Below are 26462 nucleotides of genomic sequence, written 5' to 3' on the forward strand. Positions count from 1 at the left end.
AAAGATAGTATTGCTCTTACAAAACTGGAATATACTCCACTTCCGTGGAAGAAATGATTCCATATCGTCAGGGAAATCGATTCATCGAGTGTCTGTGCTTCCCGAGAGGTTTCGTATATTCCAGCCTATGAAAATATCTATTCAAAAACTTTTTCAAGGACATCTATTTGTTTAAATTCTTGTCCTTTCTGAACATACGTATCAATCGTTTCCTCGATCATATGAATATCCTTATCTGTTAATGTTCTTACAACTTTTCCAGGAGAGCCAAGAACGAGAGAGCGAGGAGGGACTACTTTTCCCGATGGGACAAGGCTATTTGCTCCAATAATCGTATATTCTCCTACCTCAGCCCCATCTAATACCGTAGCACCCATTCCCACTAGTACACCTCTTCTTAATGTGCATCCATGAACAATTGCATTATGGCCAATTGATACCTCATCTTCAAGTGTTAATGGAAATTGTTCATACAAGTGGCACATGGTGTTTTCTTGAATATTACAGCGTTTTCCAACCTTAATCGGACCTTCATCTCCACGTAACACAACGTTAAACCATATACTAGACTTTGCTCCAATTTCAACATTTCCAATAATTTTTGCACCATCAGCAATAAAAGCGGTTTCATCTATAGATGGTATAGCATCTTTATAACGGTAGATCATCTATATTCCTCCCTATAAAGTATGTTATAATTCAGTATAACACATTCTATACGGAGGTGGATAAAAGTGAATGACTTAACACGCAAGCTAGGAATTTCCCTTCCTTTCATTCAAGGAGGCATGGGTAACATAAGTCATGCAGAATTGGCTGTTGCTGTGTCTGAGGCAGGAGGGTTGGGAACAATTGGAGCAGGTACTCTTTCGCTTAACTATCTGGAAGATATGATTATCAAAATCCGTAAACAAACCTCTAAGCCATTTGCTATAAATGTACCACTATCAGTACAGAAGAATGTAGATGAGTTAATAAAATTGATTATAGGATACCAAATCCCTGTTGTTTCGTTGTCTGCTGGTAACCCAGCACCCTTTATAACTAAATTAAAGAATGAAAATATTATTGTAATCTGTGTGGTAGCGAACGAAAGGCAAGCTATAAAGGCAGAGGAAAAAGGAGCAGATTTTATTGTGGCAGAGGGTGTTGAAGCTGCTGGGATTAATGCACCGGAAGAGCTTACTACATTTACACTAGTCCCTAAAATATGCGATTCTGTAGCTATTCCAGTTATTGCTGCAGGAGGTATAGGTGATGGAAGGGGAGTGTTGGCTGCAATGAGCTTGGGTGCACAAGGAGTGCAGTTAGGAACAAGACTAATTGCGACAAAGGATGCGAAAGTACATAGTTTATATAAACGCGCGCTCTGTGCCGCTGACTCTGATGGGACGATGATTGTTGGTCGTTCATATGGAAAAATAAGAAGGATCTTAAAGACCCCTTATGGGAAGCATTTGTTAGAGGAAGAAAGGAATAATCCAGATTTAAAAACATACCTAGATCTAACGGATGAAAACCATCATATTTTGGGAGCACTAGAAGGAAAGTTTTTAGAAGGTCATGTGAATGCTGGACAGGTCGCGTCGATTATTAATGATATCCCGACGGTTAAAGAGCTTTTTCAACGAATGATACAAGAGGCACAAACCCTTTATAACCATCAGTTACCATTTGGAAAATCATGAGGTAATCTAAGGACGGAATTTATCTCGTATATAACTGGCAGTAAGCCCCCACTTCAAGTAATAAAGAGAAACCCATATGGGTATAGCGTGGTAGAAATTCTAAGTGACGTCTTTTCTAAACGAATATGATTACAAGAGAGGAGCGGTGCGATTTAAGTAGCCGTTCTTTTTTATCATATTAGCTTTTAAAATTCCGTTGTCTATCCCCAAGGTCCTGAGCTGTTATAAAGAATATTCTCATATTTATATTGACAGTACATGGTGAATTACGTATGCTTTATATAACAAATATTTTGGATTCGTATTTAAAACGTAATACGATATTTAGTTGTTGGTTTGTGCTTTACATGATAATGACTGTGACTGCAATATTAATTGAAAGGGGGAAGGGTAATGTCAGAAGATACGTTGTATGATATTACCATTATTGGAGCAGGGCCAGTAGGTCTTTTCACTGCCTTTTATGCAGGTATGCGAAATGCATCCGTTAAAGTGATTGATAGTTTGCCAGAGGTGGGTGGGCAATTGTCTGCTTTATATCCTGATAAGTATATTTATGATGTCGGTGGATTTCCTAGTGTTAAAGCCCATGAATTGGTTAGGCGGTTATATGAACAAGCATTCACTTTTTCACCAACATTTCGTTTAAGTGAAACAGTAGAGCATATCATTCGTTTAGAAGATGGTAGTTTTAAGGTGATAACATCGAAGGATATCCATTATTCTAAGACTATAATTATTACGGCTGGAGCTGGTGCATTTCAACCTAGAAAATTGAAAGTAGAATATGCAAATCTGTATGAGCAAACGTGTCTGCACTATTCAGTCAAGAACCTAGAACAATTTAACGAAAGAAGGGTTTTAATTTGTGGGGGAGGAGATTCTGCTGTAGATTGGGCATTAGCACTGGAATCTATAGCCGAAGAGATAACATTAATACATCGACGACCTTCTTTTCGTGCTCATGAACATAGTGTATCACTTTTAGAAAAATCAAGTGTCAATGTTAAAACACCTTATGAGGTTAAGCAGCTTATTGGTACGGATAAAGCTATAGAAAAAGTCTTAATTCAAGAAGTGAAGGGTGATGAATCATTCGTATATGATGTAGATGATGTGATTGTAAGCTTCGGTTTTGTCACTTCTTTAGGACCTGTTAAAACATGGGGATTAGAACTTCAAAAAAATGCTATTCTTGTTAATTCTAGAATGGAAACAAACATAGCAGGCATTTTTGCAGCAGGCGATGTTTGTACGTACGAGGGAAAAGCCAAATTAATTGCAACAGGCTTTGGTGAAGCACCAATAGCTGTGAATCATGCTAAGAAAATAGCGGATCCCAAAGCCAAATTACATGCAGGACATAGTACCAGTATCTTTGCTACTGCAAAATAACCTATAAATTAGCTTTCGTTATAGGAGGAGGAAGATGGATAAAGTAGTTGTGGAAGAGAAAGGTTCATTAGCAATCATTATACTGAATCGACCAGAAGTATTAAATTGCTTTGATTATGATATGTTACAGCAGTTGGATAAAACGATACGTAACCTACAACGTAAACAAGACATACATGTAGTTATATTTACAGGTTCAGGTGAAAAAGCATTCAGTGCTGGTGCAGACCTTAAGGAAAGACGAGGGTTATCTGAAGCTGAAGTTAGAAGGAATGTAAATAAGATTCGTAGAGTATTTTTACAAATTGATGAACTGCCACAGACGACCATTGCTGCAATAAACGGACACGCTTTTGGAGGTGGATTTGAACTAGCTTTAGCATGTGATCTTCGAATAGCAGTAAATGATGCAATGCTAGGTCTAACCGAGGTTAGTTGGGGGATTATTCCAGGAGCAGGAGGTACACAGCGGTTAGCTAGACTAGTAGGTCCGGCTAAAGCCAAAGAATTGATTTTGACTGCTCGGAGAATTGAAGCTAAAGTTGCTGAAAGGTGGGGAATAATAAATTCAGTTGTAGAACACGGAGAATTAATGGATCAAGCCAGTTCTTTAGCAGACGAAATTCTTGCTAATGCTCCATTAGCTGTAAATCAGGCGAAGTTCGCTATTGATAAAGGAAGTAATATCGATCTCCATTCCGGATTAGCTATTGAGGCAAATGCTTATGAATCTATTATTCCAACTCAAGATAGGATCGAAGCTTTACTTGCTTTTAAGGAAAAGAGAAAGCCAAAATTTCAGGGAAAGTAAAGTAGAATTCAACACCGGGATTTTCTTTCATTTCCCGTTTCCCCTCTTTGTATAACTAGACTTTGTGGTTTGAGACTTTAGCTTCTAATTCATGGAGATGGCGGAATAACTAACTGGATGCTACGCAGCATTCAGTTTTTTGATATATATTGTACGTTATAAACGAGCCTTTGGTTTTCCTAACTCAAGTAATGCAGTTTTTATCGAGCTGGTTAGAGGTAAACAGGGGACTCTTCGCAATTTATCCGCATATAACTGGCAGTAAGCCCCCGACTTCAAGCAATAAAGAGAAACCAATATGGATAAGTGGAGTGCCAGTAAATGTCCGATTGGTTCAAGGGTCTTTAGGTCATACCCTTGTGGTACTAATCATCCGAGGGGGATAAAAAAACCCCACGAATTGAACTTTATTTGATCGATTAGAAGTATGGAAGAGGTAGAAATCGTAATAGAAAAGATAGATGGTTTTAATGTTTCAGTTAGGAGTGATATTATTGTCAAAGGGATTGCTGCATCATATTGAATTAAATGTATCTGATTTAAAGGAAAGTGTTCAATTCTGGGGATGGTTGTTAGAAGAGTTAGGATACAGTGTTTATCAGAAATGGGATTGGGGTCAAAGCTGGATATTAGCGCATACATACATTGTTTTTGTTCAAACAGATAATAGATTTTTAGAAGATGGATATCATCGGCGTAGGATCGGTCTTAATCATTTAGCATTTCATGGAGAATCGAAAGAGCATATTGATGAAATTACAGAGGAATTAATAGCGAGAGGAGTTGCTATTCTCTATTTAGATAAGCATCCCTATGCTGGAGGTGTCGATCATTATGCGGTTTTCTTTGAGGATCCTGACCGTATTAAAGTAGAAATAGTGGCTAGTAATGGAAATTAAGGAGGAGCATTAGGTGAAGCTAGAGCATTCAAGAGACTATAAATTGCTTGCTAGACTAAATAGAGGTGTTCATGAATTGCATGTTCAGTTATATCCTGAATACTTTAAGCCGTATAATTACGAGAAGATGATTGAGCTATTTCAAACATATATGGAGGATGAAAATAATTATTTTCTAGTATTATTTGATGCAGAAACAGCTAAAGGGTTTATTTTCTATGAAATTGTGACAAAATCAAATACCCCATTTAACAAAGAATATAAATCACTTTATGTGCATCAAATTAGCATTGAAGAAACAGCTAGGAGTAGTGGTTATGGCAAAGCGCTCATGATAGAATTAGAAAATATAGCTTATACATTGAAGGTAGACTGTATAGAACTTGATTATTGGGTAGACAATCATGTGGCCAGAAATTTTTATGAAAAATTAGGTTTTCATAAAAAAAGAGAATTTGTTCGTAAAGATTTAGATACATAGATTGGTGGTTTATTAATGAAAGCTATTGAATTGAAAGGTTATTAGTTGATTAACAAGAGTTGAATCAACATTCCATTGCTTGTGAGTTGGAGAGAATTACAAATGCAATGCTACGATATATCGGTCATACAGATCCCGGTTAATAATTTGCTTTTCCTTTCATAATCTCCGTGCGATAATGAGAAAAAAGGTTAGTTAGGATGAAACGATGACAAATGTAATTGAATTGTATGTAAAGGAAAAATATAGTAAGCAATATATAAATGGATATCCACTTATCGTAAAAGATGCTGTTCGTAATTTAGATGTACTTCATCAGGAAGGGGTGATTATCCATTTATTGGATAAAAATCACCAATTTCTAGCAAAAGGTTACTATGGTATACAAAATAAAGGAATTGGGTGGATATTGACCAATAAATTAAATGAAGACATTAACTTTTCGTTCTTCAAAAAGAAACTACTTTCGGCAATAAATAAAAGAAAAGGTTTCTATCAATCAGATGATACAAATGCGTTTCGCGTTTTTAACGGTGAGGGTGATGGGATTGGTGGAGTTACCATTGATTATTACGCTGGATATTATCTGATTAACTGGTATAGTGAAGGGATTTATGCATTTAAAGAGCATATTGTACGTGTGATAGACGAACTTGGTGACTATCATGGGATATATGAAAAGAAACGGTTCGATAGAAAAGGTAACTATATTGATGATGACGATTTTGTCAAAGGCAACCGTGGAGAATTTCCAATCATCGTAAAGGAAAATGGAATGCATTACGCTGTTTATCTAAACGATGGAGCAATGGTAGGTGTATTCTTAGATCAACGTGATGTGAGAGTCGCTATTCGAGATAAATATGCAAAAAATAAACAGGTGCTAAACACTTTTTCTTATACTGGAGCATTTTCGATAGCCGCAGCATTAGGAGGAGCGGCCAAAACCACGAGTGTAGATCTTGCTAAGAGGAGTAAAGGAAAAACAATCGAGCAATTTAGTGTAAATGGTATTGATTTCGAACAGCAGGATATTATAGTAATGGATGTATTTGACTATTTTAAATATGCTCGAAGAAAGCAACTTAGCTTTGATATGGTTATATTAGACCCACCTAGCTTCGCAAGGTCCAAAAAGCGAACCTTTAGTACTGCTAAAGACTATCCAGATTTGATAAAGGATACCATCTCTATAACGAACCAACATGGTATTATCGTTGCATCTACAAATAATGCAAGTTTGGGTATGAAAAAATTCAAAGGGTTTATAGACAAAGCATGTAGTGAGATGAACACATCATATAGGATTCTTGAAGAATTTCAGCTACCAGCTGATTTCCAAACAGATAAAAGATTCCCTCAAGGAAATTATTTAAAGGTCTTAATCATACAACTAGGATAAATTTGACTGAATCGCTTCGAAATTTTGTTTGAAGCGATTTTTTATTAACTCCAGTCGCTACATTTTTAATCGGGTGCTTGCGCTTTTGTTCAAAGATAAGAAAGTATAAAATCAGTGCAATGACTGCGTTAAGCCAAGTAGTTATTTTGAAATGTTAGATGTATATTGGCAATGCTCCGACTAATTACTTCGCTTTCCGTGGGCACGCCTCAACTAACTTTGCAAAGAAGAACACGTTGCAAAGTGGATTTTCGGCTCGCGCTAATCCCGCAGGAGTCTACGTAATTAGTCTCCGCTATGCGAAGGTGCAACAATTCTTGTCATAAGTAATAGTTGACTTTTTTTACAATGGGTAAAGTGAAAATCGCTATCCTTCAACTCCTGTGGGAAATGTTTGACCTGAAGATCCACTTTTTTGAGCGGGTTTTGCTAAAAAAGTTAGCTGAAGGACAACCCCCACGGAAAGGGAAGTGGGCAGCCGGAGTGGTGGTCAAGCAGTAGCTATTATTCCATAATAGCTACTAGAGGAAGCGTAAATCTGAGCATTTAGTGATAAGGACGGAGCGAATTTTGCTCAGTTTTTCTAACCTGCATATAACTGGCAGTAAGACTCCGACTTCAAGCAATAAAGTGAATCCAATATGGGTAAGTGTGGGATCAACTGCCAGTAAATGTCCGAGGCCTTTAGGTCACACCCTTCTCGTACTAACCATCCGTGGGGATAAACAAAAACCCCAACTGATTGAAGTTTCACTTTATATGGCGTTTGTTTTTTATTTTTGATCCGAAATAGAAAAACGTATTGTATGTTTATTCTTTTTATTGCATAATAATTCATATACGATTTGGAAGGTGGAGATGTAATTGGGAGTGGGAATAAAACGAGCGACAGCAAAGTTTCATGAATTACATGGTCGGAATTTTTTAACATTAGCTGATTATACGGAGGAACAGATTAATAGTTTATTAGATTTAGCAGAGAATCTAAAGTATGAACGTAGGAAAGGAATTCCCCATCATTATCTAGAAGGAAAAATACTTGGCATGATATTTGATAAAGCATCTACGAGAACGAGAGTTTCTTTTGAAGCAGGAATCTATCAATTAGGGGGGAGTGGTATATTTTTAAGTTCCAATGATATCCAGATAGGGAGAGGTGAATCAATTACAGATACAGCTCAAGTGTTGTCATCTTATGTGGACGGTATAATGATTCGAACATATTCACAATCAACAATTGAATTGCTAGCAGAGAAAGCTAGCATCCCTGTTATTAATGGATTAACGGATTTATATCATCCTTGTCAGGTTTTAGCTGATTTCCAAACAATAAAAGAGTTAAAGGGTCAGTTAAATGGTGTTAAAATAGCGTATATTGGTGATGGGAATAATATGGCGCATTCGCTTTTGATTGGTGCGGCAACAATGGGAATGCGCCTCTCAATTGCTTCACCGAAAAATTATCAACCTGATGCTGATGTGGTTATAAATGCAAAGCGAATTGGTTCTGAATCTGGAGCGGTTTTAGAAATTTCCGATTGCCCTGAAGACGCGGTTCAGCAAGCTGATGTAATTTATACAGATGTATGGGCGAGTATGGGCCAGGAAGAAGAACAACAAAAACGAGAAATAGCATTTACAGGCTATCAAGTTAATCGAAGTCTACTTTCGCTTGCCAAATCGGATGTAATATTTATGCATTGTTTGCCAGCTCATCGCGGTGAGGAAGTATCTGCTGATGTAATTGATGGAGTACATTCTGTTGTCTTCCAACAAGCTGAGAATCGTCTGCATGCACAAAAGGCTTTGATGGTTGCACTATTAGGCAAATAGGGTAGTATTTAATAAGCAAAAAAGCATTGAAAATAACAGCAAATCACGAGCAAAAGAAGTTGCAGAATCAATTTTCCGCAACTTCTTCTTTTCCTGATGTTACCTTCATGCCTTGGGTGTCGATATTCACTTGGCAAATGTTATAGAAAGAAAATTGACCCTGTAATTCACCTGCGATGGACTGCCCCTTACCCTTTGGAGCAAATACTAGCATTGTTGGTCCAGCTCCGCTAATCACAGTTCCATAGTTTCCAAGACTTCTCGCTGCCTTTTTGATCTCTGTATATTTTGGAATTAGGGTAGCACGAAATGGCTCATGAAAAAGGTCATTTTCCATCATTTCTCCTGCTAAATGATAGTCATGGGAAGTGAGCGCAACAATAAATAGATTACAAATACTACTAGCACTTGCTGCATATTTCCTAGTGAAATGCTCAGGTAGTACGCTTCTTGAGGCTTCCGTTTTTAATTCTGTATCTGGAATAACTGTAATAATATCTATGTTTAGACTGTTCCATTTATAATAGTTAATTTTATCATTTGCAGTTGAGGCTGTTACTACAAGACCTCCTACTAATGAGGCTGCAACATTATCAGGATGCCCTTCTTTTTCTGTAGCTAGCATTAATTTGTCGAGTAGCGATAATTGTAGGCGGCACAGTTGATTAGCAAGCTCGATGCCAGCAATTACTGCAGATGCACTACTTCCAAGACCGCGAGCTAATGGTATAGAGCTATCGATGGTAACTTTGCAAGGTGGCAGTTGCTTTCCATAGTGATGTGCTGTTTCTTTTGCAATCTGATAGATAAAATGCTTATCATAGCTTTCAAAGTCAGGTAATAGAAGTGATTGGTGCTGGATTTCCCAATGACTATGCTTCTCTACAGATAATGTTAAATATAGACCTAGGGATAAACCTAGCGAGTCAAAGCCTGGCCCTATATTTGCAGAACTTGCCGGTACAGAAATGGTAAAGCCATTCATATTTGCACCTTGTTTTCTAAATACTCCATAACTGTTTTTTCATCATTAGGTAGTGAAACAGGGTTAATCGTTAATTGGTCAATTGCAGTTTGTGGATCTTTTAATCCGTTTCCTGTAAGAACTGCAACCACTTTACTCCCCTCTTTAATAACTCCCTTTTTGCATTGTTTAATTAGTCCGGCAATAGATGCACATGACCCTGGCTCAACAAAAACACCTTCACTTGCTGCTAGTTTTTTGAAAGCTGCTACGATTTCATCATCCGTTACGGAGTTTATGATACCTTTTGATTCATCCCTTGCTTCCTCTGCTAGCTTCCAACTAGCCGGGTTCCCAATCCGTATGGCCGTGGCTATAGTTTCAGGATGTGGAATCACTTTGTTTTGAACAATAGCAGCCGCTCCCTCTGCTTCAAAGCCAAACATTTTTGGGAGACCTGACTGTTCTATATCGTTATATTCTTTAAACCCTTTCCAATATGCACTAATATTTCCTGCATTGCCTACTGGTATGGCAAGAATATCAGGAGCAGTTCCAAGTTGGTCGCATACCTCAAAGGCCGCTGTTTTTTGACCTTCTAAGCGATATGGATTAACAGAGTTGACTAATGTAACAGGAGATGACTCGCTTAATTTTCGTACCATTGCTAGTGCTTCATCAAAGTTTCCATCAATTTCCACAATCTCCGCACCGTACATAATCGCTTGTGCTAATTTTCCTAATGCAACTTTTCCTTTAGGAATCACAATAATTGCTTTAATTCCTGCTTTTGCTGCATAAGCAGCTGCAGAAGCTGAGGTATTTCCAGTCGATGCACAGATGATTGACGTACTGCCTTCTTCAACCGCTTTTGCTACGGCCATAACCATTCCCCTATCCTTAAAAGAACCGGTCGGATTAACGCCTTCAATTTTGCCATAAAGTTCTATTCCAAGCTCTTTAGACAATGTAGAGAAATGAATTAATGGTGTATTGCCTTCATGTAATGTTAAAGCTGGTGTGTTTTCTGTTATAGGTAGTAACTCCTTATAATTTTTTAGTAGTCCCGGCCAATTCATGTGCTGCATCTCCTTCCACTTTATAATAGCTTTTTATCTGCAGTACCACATCTAAATTGTGCAGTTGATTTAGCGCATCTTGAAAATTATGAAGCGTAGTGTGATGTGTAACAACAATGATCTCAGCCAACTCCCGTTTTTTAATTGGCGTCTGAAGAATCCGCTTAAAGCTAATATTTAGGTCGTTAAATAATGTAGATATCTCAGAAAAAGCACCTACCCGATCCTTGACATGTATTCGTAAATAATACTGTCCAGAACGTTGGTCAGAACTTCGTAAATGTTTTTCAAATCTTGCTTCAAGTGAGTGTTTACCACTTACACCGAGGCGCATATTCTTAATTACCGTTACAAGATCAGAAACGACAGCTGTTGCGGTTGGCAGACTTCCCGCTCCTGGCCCATAGAACATTGTTTCACCAACTGCTTCACCATACACATAAACAGCGTTATATTCATTTTTTACATCTGCTAACGGATGTTCTTTTGAAAGTAGTGTCGGCTGAACACTTACTTCTATTTGTTGATCCGAGCATTGAGCATAGCCAATTAATTTCATAGTATAGCCAAATTTTTCACCATATTGAAGGTCAGCCAATTCTAGGTTTTTAATACCAGATACTTCTACATCTTCGAGAGCAATATCTGTAGAAAATGCTAGTCTTCCTAAAATCGCCATTTTTCTAGCCGCATCTAAACCTTCTACATCGGCTGTTGGATCTGCCTCAGCAAATCCAAGTTCTTGTGCCTCCATTAATGCATTTTCGTAGGAAACACCTTCGTTGCTCATTTTTGTTAGAATGTAGTTGGTAGTTCCGTTGACTATTCCCATTACCTTTTGAATTCGATCAGATGATAGTCCGTCGGAAATTCCTCTCAAAATGGGAATACCACCAGCAACACTTGCCTCATAATAGAAATCACATTTGTTTTGTCTTGCTGCTTTTTCTAGTGCTGTGCCATGTAAAGCAACAAGGTCTTTATTTGCCGTAACAACATGTTTTTTTGCAGCAAAAGCTTGTAAAATATGATGATATGTTTCGTCAATTCCACCCATTACTTCTACTATTACATCGATATCCGGGTCATTAATTATGTCATCAGGATTCGTAGTGAGAAACGTTCGATCTATTTCTACATTACGAGCTTTTTCAAGGTTACGAATTAATACGCTTTTTACATTAACCTCACAACCTAGTTGGTGAATAAGCTCTTCCTGATGACTTTCAATAAGTTTTATGACTCCTGAACCGACTACTCCTAATCCTAATAGACCGATAGAAACCGTGTTTCCCACTTCATCACCTCATCGTTTTTGTTTAATAGCTATTTAAACACGAATACTGAACTATAGCAATAGTCAATTTTTTGTACGCATAGAAAAGTTACGTTTTTTCAAGATGTGGTTTTTTCGTCATCATATTCTTTTCTTCAGAGTAGTTTTTTCTAAGTACCCAGCTTTCTTTTAAATAAGTTGGAATTCTGTAACTTCATTAACTTTTGTTACGTCGTGCGAATAAACTGAGTCTAAGGTAGGTCAGTGATGGAGGTGTATGGTATGAGCGATGCAACAGCCGGATTAACGTTTGTTACTTGTTTATTGCTAGGTGCAGGCATTGGAATGTTGTTTGGTCATTTAGAAGCTGGGGGAGCAATTGGTCTTGGTCTTGGTATTGTTTCTATTGCTTTATTTCGAAAAAATAACAAATGATGCTATTTGTCCCACATATAACTGGCAGTAAAACTCCACTTCAAGAAATAAAGGTGGAGGGACTGCCAGTAAATGTCCGATTGGTTCAAGGGCCTTTAGGTCATACCCTTGTGTACTAATCATCCGTGAGGGGTAACAAAACCCCCACGGAATGAAGTTTCATTTTATATTCATTGACGCCTCTCTATTGTCTTTTTATACTTAGGAAGGCAGAGAAAGAGATAGGTGATTAAATGGAGTTTTCAATAAATTATTTATCCTTTTATCTTATTCATGTGGATGGCGAGGATAAGCGATCAAAGCACTTTCAGACATTGGATAAGGATAGATATGATAATAATCCTCTTAAGGATTTTTTAGATGGAGAGTTAACCAGAATTACCAAACGGAAAGTGGAGCGGCATGCGAAATCAGAAAACGCTCCAACAAAGATTGGTAGGTTTATTGTTGAGCCCGGCCATGAATTAACCTCTAATCCAAATTATAACTTATTTCAAAAAGTGAGAAGTTCTGCGTCAACCGAAGATTTTCGAGAGGCGGCTGATCAAATTGCCCAAATGTATATGGATACAAGCGCTGTAAGAGGGGGAGCGTTGTTAATAGCTTCTGCAAAATTGACCAAGTTCTTCGATGACCCGTTTGTTTTCATTATGAAATGTGATTTTGAACCGAAAGTAGCAACTATTACTGATGAGGAAACCCTAGTAGAGAATGTTGAAATGGCAATTACGACGAAAAATATGAAGTCGATTCAATATCCATTTATGCCAGAGGAAGGGATGATGGACGCGGCAGAGATTAAGGTTCATCAAGCATCTCATGCGCGTTATTTTGAGGACTTTCTCCCATTTGTGTCTTATGAAAAATCCATGCCAGAAATCATGAAGACACAAGTAATAGGAATGGTTCAGGAACATATTAAGGAGACATTCCCTGAAGAAAGTGAAGAAAAAGAACAATTTGAAGAAGCTATTGAAGAATGGGCTGTTACTCCAGAACGGGAGATACAGGAACGATTAACAACAGAGCAGGTGGTGGAGGCGTCTGCGCAAATAGTAGAGCAAACACCTGATGCTGAACTGAAGATGAAGCTTGACCATGTTGCAATTAAAGCACACCTTTCTGATTTTGGAGAAACATTGCACTTGGCTAAAGTGAACGGAAAATATATGTTAATGATTGAAGCAGATCAAATTAGTTTTGATAAAGGCTTTTCACCAATTGAATTTCATAAACCAGATGAATTTGAAGTAGTGGTAAATCGAGTCTTAGCTCGAAAGTAGCAAAAAGGGTCCTACATAGGTAAGTATGTTGGGACCCTTTAGGTTAGTCTGGTGAATAATATAAAAGGCTTAGGCATAGCTTCTTTTCTGAGATTTCGTCATTGAGACTAGAATCGTACCAAGTGATAGGATGACGAAGATGCCACCTATTGCTGCATTTTGCTGTACAGATGCTTGTTCGATAACTATTCCGCCAACTAAGGAGCCAAATGCAATACCAAAATGCAATGCAGAGTTATTGAGACTTTGCTGAATATCAGAAGTTTCCGGTGCTGATTCAATAAGGTAGCTTTGTAATGCCGGTGTGATTGCCCAACTCATCATGCCCCAGACTATCATGACAACTAAAAATACAGCGAAGATGGAGGTTGTAAAGGGAATAGTTAACAGGGATAAAGCAAATATAACAAGTGTTGATATAATGGTTTTTTTCGAACCAAATTGATCTGAGAATGCACCACCAATACCTCCACCGCTTACAGCGGCGATTCCAAAAATAAGATAAATGATGCTTAGCCAGTTGCCACCCAAATGCATGGTGTCTTTTACAAATGGTGTTAGGTAAGCGTATAAGATCGTATGCCCTGCCATATATAAAAAGGTAGTGGCGTGACCAAGTAAGATTTTACTCTCTTTGAGCGAATGAATTTGTTTTTTCAGTGACACTTGTGGTTTGGGCTCCACTTTTTCCATGAAATAATAAACGCCGATCATAGACAGTAGTGATAGTAAAACAATGAAGACAAAAGGAGCTCTCCAACCGAACATATTTCCAAGGACAAGCCCGATCGGCACACCTAATACTAATGAACCACTAACACCCATAGAGACAATCCCGATGGCTCGACCACGGTACTTATCATCGCCAATGTTTGCAGCAATGGTTAAGCACAATATAATAAGTAGCGACCCACTTGCTGCTGAAATAATCCTACCAATAAAGAGCATACTATAAATAGGGCTAAAAACGGCTATTAAATTTCCTATTAAAAATATAAGTAATGCAATTAATGTTAATTGTTTTCGTTCTATTTTAGCTGTGGCAATAAGCAGTATTGGAGCGGAAATGGCAAAAACTAGAGAAAATATTGTAATTAAAAGTCCAGCCTTTCCTAGACTTACGTTTAAATCGTTAGCTACGAGGTCTAATATACCACCAATAATTAATTCAACCATTCCCACAACGAAAGAAATAATAGTTAATAAATATACGCGTTTGTCCATTCTATGACGCCTTTCTAATTTGAAGATACGAAGTCATGCTTAAACGTTTTCCTATACAATAGTAATCCCAATTTCTTCAATTGACAAGGAATACATGGTTACAAGATTGGGGTGTATTTTGCGAATTTTTGTTACCTAAGTACGACAAAAGAAATAATCCTATTTTTTTGATATACTTTAGTTATCCCAACTATAACTGGCAGTAAGCCCCCACTTTAAGCTAAAGTGAAACTAATATTGGTAAGTGGGAGATCGATTGCCAGTAAATGTCCGATTAATTCAAGGGCCTTTAGGTCATACCCTTGTGGTATTAACCATCAGTGGGATAATTAAAACCCTTACTGATTGAAGTTTCACTTTATTACCTCATAGACTTGAAGGAGGAACCATTGTTGCGTAAAGAAGGAAATTTACAAAAGGATGCCATGCGTGCTCTTAAGGAAACGAGCAGGACCTTTTATATACCAATTACGTTATTAAAACCTGTGTTAAAAAAGACGGTCGGATCTGCATACTTATGCATGAGAGCAGTAGATGAAATAGAAGACCATGAACAATTAGATTCGGAAACAAAACAGTATCTGTTACGAGCTACTGGAAAGTTATTGGCTGCAGATCGATTCGACGAGGAAGCTTATCTTAAGTTACTCGGTCCATATCAATCGGTGCTCCCAGAGGTTACATTACGGCTTGGTGACTGGTTGAAAGTATGCCCAGAAGATATTGTTGCAAAAATAAAAACGTCAACAAGTATTATGTCACTTGGTATGGCAGACTGGACTGAGAAGAATTGGATTATCAAAACAAAAGATGACCTAGATGATTATACGTACTATGTGGCGGGTTTAGTTGGTGTGATGTTATCAGACATATGGTATTGGTACGATCAAACAGAAACGGATCAAGATTTGGCAATTGGCTATGGGAGAGGATTACAGGCGGTAAATATGCTTAGAAATCAAGAGGAAGATGCACAGCGTGGTGTGCAATTTATTCCCGATGGCTGGAGTCGTGCTGATATGTTTACTTATGCAAAGAAAAATCTAGGGCATGCAGAGACGTACATAAAGGATATCAAGACACGTCATATTCTCCTGTTCTGTAAGATTCCTTTAGCATTGGCTAATAAGACATTAAAGGCGCTAGAAAAAGGGCAGGAAAAAATGACTCGCGATGAGGTTGAATCTACGGTTGACGAGATTATGAAGCAATAAACACATTCATATAATTTAATGCATGTACCAAAGAGTCTTGCTATGCAAATTACCTACCAAGTTCATGAATAATTGACAAACTTCATGTGGAAACCTATAATCAACAACTGTGTTTAAAATTGAGCAAGCTGGTGGGTTTTTGTCATGATTATTGCTTCCATATATCGTGCAATAATTATTATCCATCCAACGGTCTTTAATGACAAATGATAAGCAAAATATTACAGGCACTTGCTCCTATAATATTAGGAGGAAAAACGTGGATTCAAAAAAGAACACGAAATTGGATTGGCCGGTATTTATCATTAGTGGAGGATTATTAATTTTATTTATTCTGCTGTCTCTTTGGAATAAAGATGCTGTAGGAAATACAGTAAATACTTTATTTACGTATTCTTCAGATCTATTTGGTGCCTATTGGCAGCTTTTATTATTGGGTAATTTCTTTATTGGTTTAGCACTTGCCTTTTCAAAGTATGGGAAGGTTAAACTAGGTAAACAGGATGAGCCCAAATATAGCTATTTTAAATGGGTAGCTATGATTCTGGTTACATTATTGGCAAGTGGTGGTGTTTTTTGGGCAGCATCAGAACCAATGTATCATTATATGACAACCCCACCTTTATTCGGTGGTGGCGAATTTAATAATATGTATGCGGCCTTTGCACAATCCTTTATGCACTGGGGATTTTTAGCTTGGGCGATTCTAGGTACACTAGCTGTAATCGTTATGATGTATGTACATTACAGCAAAGGTTTTCCGCTAAAGCCACGTGGATTATTATATCCGATTTTTGGAGAACGGATATATCAAAAAAGCCTAATTGGTTCTGCCGCTGATGTTTTTTCTATTTTTGCAACAGTTGCAGGGACATTAGGGCCTTTGGGGTTTTTGGGCTTACAAATTGCCTACGGTCTTAATCACTTATTTGGTATACCGAATACGTTGTCGGTAAGTATCATAGTAATCATTGTTTTAGTGTTTGTTGCAGCTATCTCCGCAGCAACTGGAGTAGATAGAGGAATTCTAACATTAAGCCGCTATAATGTTGGTTTTACCATATTCTTAGCATTAATCGTACTCGTTATTGGACCAACTATGTTTATTATAGATGCTTTTGTTGGAGGAACAGGCTTACATTTACAGAATTTCTTTTCAATGACCATGTTTCGTGGGGATGAGGGCTGGTTGTCCTTTTGGACCATATTCTTCTGGGGCTGGTTTATTGGGTATGCACCAATGCTGATTGTGTTTATTAGTAGAATTTCTCGTGGAAGAACCATTCGTGAATTAATTATCGCTGTTTCTATCGTTGCGCCCATCGTTAATAATTTTTGGTTTTCGATTGTTGGAGGAACAGGTGTTTATTTCGAAAATAAAGTTCCAGGCTCCATTTCAGATGCTTTGAATGAAGGCGGTATGCCTGCAGCGGTTATGGCTATTACAGATCAGTTGCCGTTTGGAATGTATATGGGGGTTGGTTTCCTTATCGTATCCATTATATTTGTAGCAACAACAGCTGATACGATGTCTTATACCGTTGCGGCTACAATAACAGGGAATGATCATCCTAAGCGCTGGCTACGCGTGTTTTGGGCTCTTATATTTGGTGCAACTACAATAGCAATCTTAACGATTGGAGAGGATAGTGTTACTTCTATCCAAAACTCTATTGTTATTACTGCTGTTCCAGTATCACTGCTTTTACTTCCACCTTTATGGAGTGCACCACGCATTGCACGAACGATGGCGCTTGAACAAGGGTTGATTTGGCAGCGGGAGATGCGTAAAAAAGTTGATAAATAATAAAGAAGTCCTTGCTCATCATGGCAAGGGCTTTTTGGTGATGTTTCATCATAATAATGAACGTATATAATATAATGGAGTTTAGATGTAAACCATGCCTAAAAATTATTTCAATGCACAACCATCAAACCTATATATACCTATAATAGGTTAGAAAACGCAAAAACTCTTTTTCTAAAGTATGCTGATATTTTACGATGGCATACGTATTCGCCTTTAGAGATGTGCTTAAATCTGATTGCACTTCAAGTAATCTTCCTTCTAATAATTCTCTTCTTACCGTTGATCTGGGAATAAAAGAGACTCCTAAACCTTCTTCAATAAATCTTTTTGTAATATGAACTTGGGAAACTTTCATCGTTTTTGCTGATGGATGCATATACGTTATTCTTTTTAACAGCTTCTCCCAATACTCTGGGTGATTGTGCGTAAGCAAATGATATTGGTTAAATAGCTCTTCTTCCGTGATTGGAGGAGCAAATTCAGGGTCCATTCCATCATGTGGTGCCACTAAAATAACTTCATCTTCATAGATGATTTCATTTGTTAATTGGGGGTTAAAGCTTTGCATGCATGAAAGCCCAATATCGACCTCCTCGTTTATGACTACTTCCTCAATATCCCTAGACTCTAATATGATAACGGAAATCTCGATATTGCTATGCTTTAATAAATACTGCTTTAGAACATACGGCAAAATCGTATCAGCAATGAGTGGTGAGATCGCCATTCGAAAGGTCGATTTATATCCTTGTGCCATCGAATGTAACTTTTTACCTCCTTCTTGATAAACCTTAAGGAGCTTCCGAGCAGTTTCTAAATAACATCTACCTTCTTCTGTAAGACTTACCCTTTTATTTGTTCGGTTAAATAATAGAATACCAAGCTCTTTTTCCAATTGTTTAATATGAACCGTAACAGACGGCTGCGAAATATACAGGACTTCGGCAGCTTTCCGAAAGTTCTGCTGTTCTGCAACGGTGACAAACGTTTTTATCCAAGAAAATTCCATAATTGCCCCCTTTGATTAATAAAATTAATCATTATATTTAAATATAATTAATTTTCTGGATTGATTTTATTTTATACAATAAAAGTAAGAAAAGAAAGGGAGTTGAGAAAATGATTTATCACGGTTTAAAAGGGATTACTTGTATAGAAACAGCTATTAGTCACATTGATGGGCAAAATGGGAAGCTTATTTATAGAGGATATGATGTTAAAGAACTTGTTCAAAAGCAAACATTTGAAGAAACCGCTTATTTGTTATGGTATGGAAGCTTGCCTAACTCACAACAATTACATCAACTTTCCGAGCAATTTAAGTCCAATAGAAAACTACCAACCTATGTAAAAAAAATGATTCACTCCCTTCCAGTCAATATGGACATGATGAGCGTTATCCGAACAACGATTTCCAGCATGGGTAACAATAACATGACTTGGAAGCCTACCATCGATCAAGCGATTACCTTAACAGCACTGATGCCATCAATCATTGGATACAGAAAGAGTGTACTAGAAAACAAGAGCTTTGATGAGAATGCAGCTAAAGAGCTTAACCATGTTGAATATTACCTCTTTATGTTAACTGGAGCTGTTCCTCCAAAAGTGCATGTCGAGGCACTTGAAACTTACATGTTACTTACACTTGAGCATGGTTTAAATGCCTCTACTTTCTCAGCTAGAGTAACCGCATCGACTGAATCTGATATGGTATCTAGCTTAACATCTGCTATTGGAACAATGAAAGGTCCATTACACGGAGGGGCTCCTATGGGAGTGATTTCTTTATTAGATGAAATCGCAGCTAGCCAGAGCGCAATAAAAGTAATTTCTGAAAAAGTGATGAATGGCGAACGACTAATGGGGTTTGGACATCGTGTATATAAGACGAAGGATCCTAGAGCTATTTCCCTGAAAAAAGTTCTATTACAAATGTTAGGAGAAGATCAATGGTTAGACTTAGCTATTGATATCGAAGAAACAGCGATTAGTGTATTAAATAAGTTAAAGCCTGGTCGATCTTTATATACGAACGTCGAATTTTATGCAGCAGCTATTATGAAAGCTATTGATATGCCACCTGCTTTATTTACTCCAACATTTACCGCAAGTCGAGTCGTTGGTTGGACGGCACATATTCTAGAGCAATCAGAAAATAACGTCTTATTCAGACCTCAATCTCACTATACTGGGGAAACAATCAAACAGTAATACTCTTGGTTACAATAAAAATAATATGAAAGAAGCGGTGGTAGAAGATCATAGGCCTAATTTTTCCCGTTAAATGGGAAAGACTAGGCTTTAAAAGTGCAAAATCGTGTTATCGTGACAAAAAAACATTGAATCCCTATCAAATATTAAGTAAACTAGTAATAAGGTCATCTGATGACCTTATTACTAGTTGTGTAATGTAATCGCTTTATTGGGAGAGAGGGGTTTGATGTATTTACTAGTTGCATTAAGTGCAATCATTGCACCGTTTATTTTTCTTGTTATTTTACGATTTCCAGCTACTAAAGGGATGACATGGAGTGCACTCATCGTTATATTGTTTGCGATTTCTGTATGGGGAATGGAAGGGAAGATTATTATTTCTTCTATCCTTCAGGGGACACATAAAACGCTTACGATCTTATGGATCTTATTTGGTGCATTAGTGTTATTAAATACACTACGAAATACTGGGGCAGTTGATCGGATTAATCAAGGTTTTCAAAACATCTCTGGGGATATGCGCGTGCAGGTTATTATCGTGGCTTTTTTGTTTGGATCTCTTATTGAAGGGGCAGCAGGATTTGGGACTCCAGCGATGGTAACAGGGCCATTGATGATAGCATTAGGATTTCAGCCGTTGGCAGCAGCAACCTTAGCTTTAATTGCAGATAGTTCTGCCGTAGCATTTGGTGCTGTGGGAACTCCTGTAGCTGTGGGGTTAAGTAATATCCCGAACGCGAATTCTACCTTCTTTCAAGAGATAGGAATAAAGATAACAACACTTGATATATTTGCGGGAACCTTTATCCCGTTTATGTTAATCGTGATTATGACTGTATTTTTTGGAAAAGGTAAAGGTTTCAAGGATGCATTTCCTATGTTGCCATGGACATTGCTCATAGGTATAACCTATACAGGATCTGCCTTATTATATGCTGTAACATTTGGGCAGGAATTTGTAGCAATTTTAGCGTCATTGACCGCATTAATAGTAGCTACTTTAACAGCTAAAAAAGGGTGGTTATTGCCGAAAAATAAATGGCAGGATGCGTTACAAGAAGGATTTGAACCTTCTACTAAGAAGTCAGAAATGGGTATAGTTGCTGCATGGTTTCCGTACATCATCGTTGTAGCTTTATTATTACTAACTCGTATCGTACCTTGGCTAACAGAATTTACACAAACGGCGATTGATCTCTCGTGGACGACTATTTTTGGAATAGCGGGAATTGAGTCAAGTTGGGAGTTCTTGTATTCGCCAGGGACAATCCTAGCTATTGCGGCAATGCTATCTGTTATTATTCATCGTAATAAACTTCGAACCTTTATGGATGCTTCCAAGCAATCCTTATCAACGATGAAAACGACAGCAATATCATTAATAACGACGCTTGCGATGGTTCATGTGTTTACAAACTCTGGCTTAAATGTAAATGATTTAGTGAGCATGCCACAATATATAGCAGAATCATTTGCGAGTTCACTTGGGTCTATTTGGTTTTTAGTAGCACCATTTTTAGGTGAACTCGGAGCGTTTATTACTGGTAGTGCAACTGTTTCAACGCTTACATTTTCTCCGATCCAATTCAATGTAGCAAATCAGGTTGGATTAGATGTAAACGCTGTCCTTGCAGCGCAAGTAATTGGAGCTGGAGCTGGTAATATGATCTGTGTTCATAATGTCGTTGCAGCCAGTGCTGTTGTTGGATTATCAGGGAAAGAAGGAGAAATAATACGAAAAACATTGGCACCAGCAATCATCTATGGGTTACTAGTGGGTGCCGCTAGTTTTATCATGCTTCAATTGTTCTAACATTACCTTATATCTAGCTTGGTCAGCTTTTCAAAAGCATAGCTATCCAGTAAAATGGGTTCAAATGATGAGGAGCTGAAAGCATGGAATATAAACGTATAAAAACTAAGAAAATCTACGAGCAAGTAGCTGATTCTTTAATAGATATGATTAAAAGTGGTCAATTAAAGCCAGGTGATAAGCTAGACTCGGTTGAACAACTAGCGAAAAATTTTGATGTGGGGCGGTCAGCGATACGTGAAGCACTAAGCGGTTTGCGGTCAATGGGTCTAGTTGAGATGCATCAAGGTGAGGGGACATATGTAAAAACGTTTGATCCTAGGCGATTTACCTTACCAGTAAGTACTGCATTTTTAATGAAACAAAACGATGTAAAAGAATTGTACCAGGTCCGAAAGATTCTTGAAGTAGGTACAGCAGGTTTTGCTGCTAGCAGTTATCAGGAAGCTGATCTAATCCAAATGCAAAAAGCATTAGATGTGATGAGAAATGCAAAGGGAAATGATGTCTTAGCAGAAAGTGCTGATACTGATTTTCATATAGCTATTGCACAAGCTACACACATGGATCTGTTAATAAACTTAATGGGAAGTGTTTCTGAATTGATGTCCGAGACAATTCGTGAGGCACGTCGTCTTCTGCTTTATTCGGAAGATCGAGCAGATGCATTATTAGCAGAGCATGAACGAATTTATCAAGCAATAAAGAACAGACAGCCTGATAGAGCCAGAGATTATATGTATGATCATTTAGAGAAGGTCGAAAAACTGTTATTTAAAAATCTTGATTTGGATTAAGAATAGCCTCGGTCATAGAGAAAATAGTTAGAGGTGAAAGATAATGAGAGTATCATTATTCATTACTTGTGTAAGTGATATTATCTTTGCTGATGTTGGTAAAAACACGGTAGAAATTCTAGAAAGAGTGGGATGTGAAGTAGATTTCCCTGCCGCCCAGACATGCTGTGGTCAGCCTGCTTATAATAGCGGCTATTTGCAAGAAGCAAAAAAATCAATGAAACAAATGATGCGAGCATTCAAAGATTCGCAGTATGTTGTAGGCCCGTCAGGTTCTTGTGTCGGTATGCTTAAAGAATATCCTGCTATTTTTAAGGGAGATCCAGAATGGGAACAAACAGCCATTGAACTAGCTCACAAGAGCTATGAAATCACTCAATTTTTGGTAGAAGTTTTAGGTGTAACAGACTTGGGTTCAACATTTAAAGGAAAAGTTACCTACCATCCATCTTGCCACATGACGAGGTTATTAGGAGCGAAGGATGCCCCGCAAACACTCTTAAAAAACGTTAAGGGTGTGGAGTTTATTGAACTACCGGTTAAAGAGGACTGTTGTGGCTTTGGTGGGACATTCGCAGTTAAAAACCCTGAAATCTCTGGAGAAATGGTAAAAGAGAAATCGCGGCATGTTTCAGAAACAAAAGCTGAATATCTAGTCGGCGGAGATATGGGTTGTCTAATGAATATTGGTGGAAGAATGCGGCGAGAGGGGAAGGACGTGAAAGTAGTTCATATTACAGAAATTTTAAATACGCATGAGCAAGGGGGAGGAATAGCATGAGTATAAAAATTGGAGATGCTTCGTATAAAGATCGTGTTAATAAGGGAATCGAAAATGATTTTATGCGTCAAGCTGTTTCTTCTGCCCAAGGACGTTTTCGATCAGGCCGGTTGTCACAAGCAGAAGAGCTTGGTAATTGGGAAGAATGGAGGCAGCTTGGTTCGGAAATTCGTACACATACGTTAGAAAACATTGATTATTATTTGCAGCAGTTAAGTGACCAAGTGGCTAAACGCGGTGGAAATGTATTTTTTGCAGAAACAGCAGATGAAGCAAATGACTACATTGAAAATGTGGTGAAAAAGAAGAAAGCAAAAAAAGTTGTCAAGTCGAAATCAATGGTTACTGAGGAGATTGGTCTGAATCATAGCCTAGAAAAGATAGGGGTAGAGGTAGTTGAGTCAGATTTAGGAGAGTGGATCCTGCAATTAGACGAAGATCCACCATCACATATAGTTACACCTGCATTGCATAAAAATAAAGAACAAATTCGCGAAACCTTTATAAAGAAACGTGGTTATGATAAATCAGATTCACCTGAAGAATTAGCAGCCTTCGCACGTGAACAGCTGCGAAGGGATTTTCTTTCCGCAGATGTAGGAATTACAGGCTGTAATTTTGCGATCGCAGAATCAGGTGCTATCACACTAGTAACTAATGAAGGTAATGCTCGAATGGTAACGGCCCTTCCCGATACACAAATTACGGTAATGGGAATGGAACGAATCGTCCCAACATGGGAAGATATGGAGGTACTAGTTAGTTTACTTACAAGGGCTGCTGTCGGTCAGAAGTTAACTAGTTATGTCACTTCATATACCGGCGCTAGGCTTGAGGGTGAAATTGATGGACCAGATGACTATCATTTGGTTATTGTTGATAATGGACGATCGAAAATATTAGGAACCGAGTTTCAATCGGCGTTACACTGTATTCGTTGTGCTGCATGTATTAACGTTTGTCCGGTTTATCGTCATGTTGGTGGACACGCATACAATTCGATTTATCCTGGTCCAATTGGTGCTGTACTAACACCATTACTGGATGGTTATGAAAATCACAAGGAATTGCCATACGCGTCGTCGCTTTGCGCAGCTTGTACAGAGGCCTGTCCAGTCAAGATACCGCTACATGAGCAGTTAATTCGTCATCGTCAAATTATAGTGGAAAAGGAAAAGAAATCCCCATTAGCGGAAAAAGTCATGATGAAGGGATTTGCCCAATGGGCATCTAATCCAGCGGCATATAAATTAAGTACGAAAATGGCTCGAACAGCATTGCGGCCTTGGACTAAAGATGAAAATATCGAAAATGGCCCTGGACCATTAAAAGGATGGACAAATGTTAGAGATTTTCCAGCGCCCCCCAAACAATCGTTTCGCGCTTGGTGGAGTAATCGTCAGAAAGAAGGTGAGGCATAATGGCAATCCATAATCGAGATAAGTTTTTAAATAATCTAGCTAATAACCTTGGACGTCCTCGCCGAACAGATGAAGTGATAAGACCAACCTATAGCGTTCAACCACAATATGAGGTGTTAAACGGATATTCGACGGAAGACCTTATTCTTGTTTTACAGGAACAATGTAACGTCATTCATACGGATTTTATTCAAACAGAGCGGAATAAATTAGCTAATGTGTTAAAGGAGACAATTAATCGTTATGAAGGGAAATCGATTATAGCTTCAAATGATAAGCGCAACAAAATTTACGGTTTGGACGAGATATATGAACAGTTTAATCAAGAACTAGATGTTCATATATGGGATCATACGATAGGTGAAGAAAATCAAAGAATTGCGGAGCGGGCGGATGTAGGTATCTCTTTTAGTGATATAACATTGGCAGAGTCTGCAACTATAACCTTATTAAATAATAAGAATAATGGGAGATCTATTAGTCTGCTGCCGAAAACATATATTGCTATAATACCGAAAAATACAATTGTGCCAAGGATGACTCAGGCTGCTAAACGGCTTCACGAAGCTACTATACAAGGAGAAGACGTGCCTTCTTGTGTAAGTTTTGTTTCTGGACCTAGTAATAGTGCTGATATTGAGATGAACTTAATTGTGGGTGTTCATGGTCCAATTAAGGCAACCTATATCGTTGTTGATTGATAGTATCCAAATAAACTTCTCTTTAGATGGTCAACTAGATGACTTGCTATTGGGAAGTTTTTTATTTTTAAATTATACACAGGCTAAATAAAGAAGAGCTAATTTATCCACATATAACTGGTAGTAAGACCCAATTCCAGTAATAAATAAAAATTGATATTTGGTAAATGAGGGATCGAATTCCAGTAAATGTATAGTTTGTTCAATGGCCTTTAAGTCAGAACCTTGTGTTACTAATAATCAGTGGGGGATAAACTAACCCCCCACATGATTAAAGTGTCAATTTAGTTATACTGTGTTAAAAGCACTGGAATGATTCAATTCGGTCTAGATCAATACCAAAGTATACCCATCCAAACCCGGTCCATCGGAAGCCAGCTATAGAGTTTCTACCTACAAAAGTTGGATAAAACCAAAAGGAATCTCGTCTTAACCAGATATACGTGTACCGGTATAAGCAGAAGCGAATTCCGCCTGGATCAATTGCAAAGGTCTTTGCCTGTGTTTTTTGTGGCACAAATGATGGGGGCGGTGATGTTGGTGCTTGACCAGGCCCTCCACCAGGCCCTCCAGGGAACCCGGGCATTCCAGGAGGTCCTCCGCCAGGCCCCCCAGGGAATCCAGGCGTTCCAGGAGGTCCTCCGCCAGGTCCCCCAGGGAATCCGGGTGGTCCAGGAGGTCCGCCACCAGGTAAAACAGGACCGATTATTTCACTTATATTAGGTAGGTTAAATACTCTTTGGTCATCGTTATATGCGTGTTCATCGTTATAAGGATACATAAAAAATCTCCTCCTCTAAAAAATCTTTCCCTTCACTATATGGGGCAATCGTCTAATTTGCTATTCGTATTTCCCATAATGGGCGGATAGCGATGTAGGTTTATTACACAAATATAAATAAAAATTAATTATTGAATCCTTGCTTATGTCAAAGCTG

Annotated in this window: 25 protein-coding genes; 18 read left to right on the forward strand and 7 right to left on the reverse strand. The window is 38.1% G+C overall.

Features of this window, described 5'->3' with window-relative positions; translation table 11 throughout:
* Positions 1-137 precede the first annotated feature (137 nt).
* Positions 138-668: a gamma carbonic anhydrase family protein gene (locus RVS70_RS06140; protein ID WP_026679773.1), complete on the reverse strand. Its 531-nt coding sequence runs from the start codon at positions 666-668 to the stop codon at positions 138-140.
* 66 nt (positions 669-734) lie between these two features.
* Here RVS70_RS06140 and RVS70_RS06145 point away from each other — a divergent pair, with 66 nt between their 5' ends.
* The 8 genes from RVS70_RS06145 (at position 735) to argF (ending at position 8509) form a co-directional block, all read left to right on the forward strand.
* Positions 735-1688, forward strand: coding sequence for a nitronate monooxygenase family protein (locus RVS70_RS06145; RefSeq protein ID WP_321132748.1), 954 nt, complete (start codon positions 735-737; stop codon positions 1686-1688).
* 393 nt (positions 1689-2081) lie between these two features.
* The gene (locus RVS70_RS06150; RefSeq protein WP_205389483.1) at positions 2082-3083 is read left to right on the forward strand and encodes an NAD(P)/FAD-dependent oxidoreductase; all 1002 of its coding nucleotides are present in this window, start codon (positions 2082-2084) and stop codon (positions 3081-3083) included.
* A 34-nt stretch (positions 3084-3117) separates the two neighbouring features.
* Positions 3118-3894 carry an enoyl-CoA hydratase-related protein gene (locus RVS70_RS06155; protein WP_321132749.1) on the forward strand — a complete coding sequence of 259 codons (777 nt, stop codon included), beginning with the start codon at positions 3118-3120 and terminating at the stop codon, positions 3892-3894.
* A gap of 494 nt (positions 3895-4388) precedes the next feature.
* Positions 4389-4793 (forward strand): VOC family protein, encoded by a 405-nt coding sequence (locus RVS70_RS06160; protein ID WP_205389731.1) that lies wholly within the window; start codon positions 4389-4391, stop codon positions 4791-4793.
* A gap of 13 nt (positions 4794-4806) precedes the next feature.
* Positions 4807-5274: a GNAT family N-acetyltransferase gene (locus tag RVS70_RS06165; protein ID WP_026679768.1), complete on the forward strand. Its 468-nt coding sequence runs from the start codon at positions 4807-4809 to the stop codon at positions 5272-5274.
* A 208-nt stretch (positions 5275-5482) separates the two neighbouring features.
* Positions 5483-6676 (forward strand): class I SAM-dependent rRNA methyltransferase, encoded by a 1194-nt coding sequence (locus RVS70_RS06170; RefSeq protein ID WP_321132750.1) that lies wholly within the window; start codon positions 5483-5485, stop codon positions 6674-6676.
* 348 nt (positions 6677-7024) lie between these two features.
* A complete protein-coding gene (locus tag RVS70_RS06175; protein WP_281949587.1) occupies positions 7025-7177 on the forward strand; it encodes a hypothetical protein in 153 nt (50 codons plus the stop codon).
* Positions 7178-7540: 363 nt separating this feature from the next.
* The gene (gene argF, locus RVS70_RS06180; RefSeq protein WP_051388417.1) at positions 7541-8509 is read left to right on the forward strand and encodes an ornithine carbamoyltransferase; all 969 of its coding nucleotides are present in this window, start codon (positions 7541-7543) and stop codon (positions 8507-8509) included.
* Positions 8510-8576: 67 nt separating this feature from the next.
* Here argF and thrB read toward each other — a convergent pair whose 3' ends face one another.
* The 3 genes from thrB to RVS70_RS06195 are packed head-to-tail and all read right to left on the reverse strand — an operon-like array spanning position 8577 to position 11849.
* Entirely contained in the window at positions 8577-9494 is a 918-nt protein-coding gene (gene thrB / locus RVS70_RS06185) for a homoserine kinase (protein ID WP_321132751.1), read from the reverse strand.
* On the reverse strand, positions 9491-10552 hold the full coding sequence (thrC, locus tag RVS70_RS06190) for a threonine synthase (protein ID WP_321132752.1): 1062 nt from the start codon (positions 10550-10552) through the stop codon (positions 9491-9493). Before thrC ends, thrB begins: the two co-directional genes overlap by 4 nt.
* Positions 10521-11849 carry a homoserine dehydrogenase gene (locus tag RVS70_RS06195; protein ID WP_205389486.1) on the reverse strand — a complete coding sequence of 443 codons (1329 nt, stop codon included), beginning with the start codon at positions 11847-11849 and terminating at the stop codon, positions 10521-10523. The genes thrC and RVS70_RS06195 overlap by 32 nt, the downstream gene beginning before the upstream one ends.
* Before the next feature lie 261 nt (positions 11850-12110).
* Here RVS70_RS06195 and RVS70_RS06200 point away from each other — a divergent pair, with 261 nt between their 5' ends.
* Positions 12111-12263 carry a hypothetical protein gene (locus RVS70_RS06200; RefSeq protein WP_161629284.1) on the forward strand — a complete coding sequence of 51 codons (153 nt, stop codon included), beginning with the start codon at positions 12111-12113 and terminating at the stop codon, positions 12261-12263.
* Positions 12264-12496: 233 nt separating this feature from the next.
* A complete protein-coding gene (locus RVS70_RS06205; RefSeq protein WP_121604420.1) occupies positions 12497-13546 on the forward strand; it encodes a DUF3900 domain-containing protein in 1050 nt (349 codons plus the stop codon).
* A gap of 69 nt (positions 13547-13615) precedes the next feature.
* Here RVS70_RS06205 and RVS70_RS06210 read toward each other — a convergent pair whose 3' ends face one another.
* The gene (locus tag RVS70_RS06210) at positions 13616-14770 is read right to left on the reverse strand and encodes an MFS transporter (RefSeq protein ID WP_026682450.1); all 1155 of its coding nucleotides are present in this window, start codon (positions 14768-14770) and stop codon (positions 13616-13618) included.
* Between the two features lie 392 nt (positions 14771-15162).
* Here RVS70_RS06210 and RVS70_RS06215 point away from each other — a divergent pair, with 392 nt between their 5' ends.
* Together RVS70_RS06215 and RVS70_RS06220 are read left to right on the forward strand one after the other, a co-directional pair.
* A complete protein-coding gene (locus RVS70_RS06215) occupies positions 15163-15984 on the forward strand; it encodes a squalene/phytoene synthase family protein (RefSeq protein WP_026682451.1) in 822 nt (273 codons plus the stop codon).
* Positions 15985-16243: 259 nt separating this feature from the next.
* Positions 16244-17791 carry a BCCT family transporter gene (locus RVS70_RS06220; protein ID WP_026682452.1) on the forward strand — a complete coding sequence of 516 codons (1548 nt, stop codon included), beginning with the start codon at positions 16244-16246 and terminating at the stop codon, positions 17789-17791.
* 130 nt (positions 17792-17921) lie between these two features.
* Here RVS70_RS06220 and RVS70_RS06225 read toward each other — a convergent pair whose 3' ends face one another.
* Positions 17922-18803, reverse strand: coding sequence for a LysR family transcriptional regulator (locus RVS70_RS06225; protein WP_026682453.1), 882 nt, complete (start codon positions 18801-18803; stop codon positions 17922-17924).
* A gap of 110 nt (positions 18804-18913) precedes the next feature.
* On the opposite strand from RVS70_RS06225, the gene RVS70_RS06230 reads away from it, so the two are divergent.
* The 6 genes from RVS70_RS06230 to RVS70_RS06255 all read left to right on the forward strand — a co-directional run bounded on the left by RVS70_RS06230 (position 18914) and on the right by RVS70_RS06255 (position 25524).
* Positions 18914-20008, forward strand: a complete 1095-nt coding sequence (locus tag RVS70_RS06230; protein ID WP_205389488.1) for a citrate synthase/methylcitrate synthase — start codon at positions 18914-18916, stop codon at positions 20006-20008.
* Positions 20009-20237: 229 nt separating this feature from the next.
* On the forward strand, positions 20238-21824 hold the full coding sequence (locus RVS70_RS06235; RefSeq protein ID WP_121604422.1) for an L-lactate permease: 1587 nt from the start codon (positions 20238-20240) through the stop codon (positions 21822-21824).
* An 83-nt stretch (positions 21825-21907) separates the two neighbouring features.
* On the forward strand, positions 21908-22621 hold the full coding sequence (locus RVS70_RS06240) for a FadR/GntR family transcriptional regulator (RefSeq protein ID WP_321132753.1): 714 nt from the start codon (positions 21908-21910) through the stop codon (positions 22619-22621).
* Between the two features lie 43 nt (positions 22622-22664).
* Positions 22665-23402, forward strand: a complete 738-nt coding sequence (locus tag RVS70_RS06245) for a (Fe-S)-binding protein (protein ID WP_026682457.1) — start codon at positions 22665-22667, stop codon at positions 23400-23402.
* Positions 23399-24823 carry a LutB/LldF family L-lactate oxidation iron-sulfur protein gene (locus RVS70_RS06250; protein WP_321132754.1) on the forward strand — a complete coding sequence of 475 codons (1425 nt, stop codon included), beginning with the start codon at positions 23399-23401 and terminating at the stop codon, positions 24821-24823. The genes RVS70_RS06245 and RVS70_RS06250 overlap by 4 nt, the downstream gene beginning before the upstream one ends.
* The gene (locus RVS70_RS06255) at positions 24823-25524 is read left to right on the forward strand and encodes a LutC/YkgG family protein (protein WP_026682459.1); all 702 of its coding nucleotides are present in this window, start codon (positions 24823-24825) and stop codon (positions 25522-25524) included. The genes RVS70_RS06250 and RVS70_RS06255 overlap by 1 nt, the downstream gene beginning before the upstream one ends.
* 298 nt (positions 25525-25822) lie before the next feature.
* Here the strand turns inward: RVS70_RS06255 and RVS70_RS06260 are convergent, their stop codons facing one another.
* Positions 25823-26305, reverse strand: coding sequence for a hypothetical protein (locus tag RVS70_RS06260; protein ID WP_321132755.1), 483 nt, complete (start codon positions 26303-26305; stop codon positions 25823-25825).
* Positions 26306-26462 lie beyond the last annotated feature (157 nt).

The organism is Virgibacillus sp. M23, from assembly GCF_034190895.1.
GTDB classification, from domain to species: Bacteria; Bacillota; Bacilli; order Bacillales; family Amphibacillaceae; genus Virgibacillus; species Virgibacillus salarius.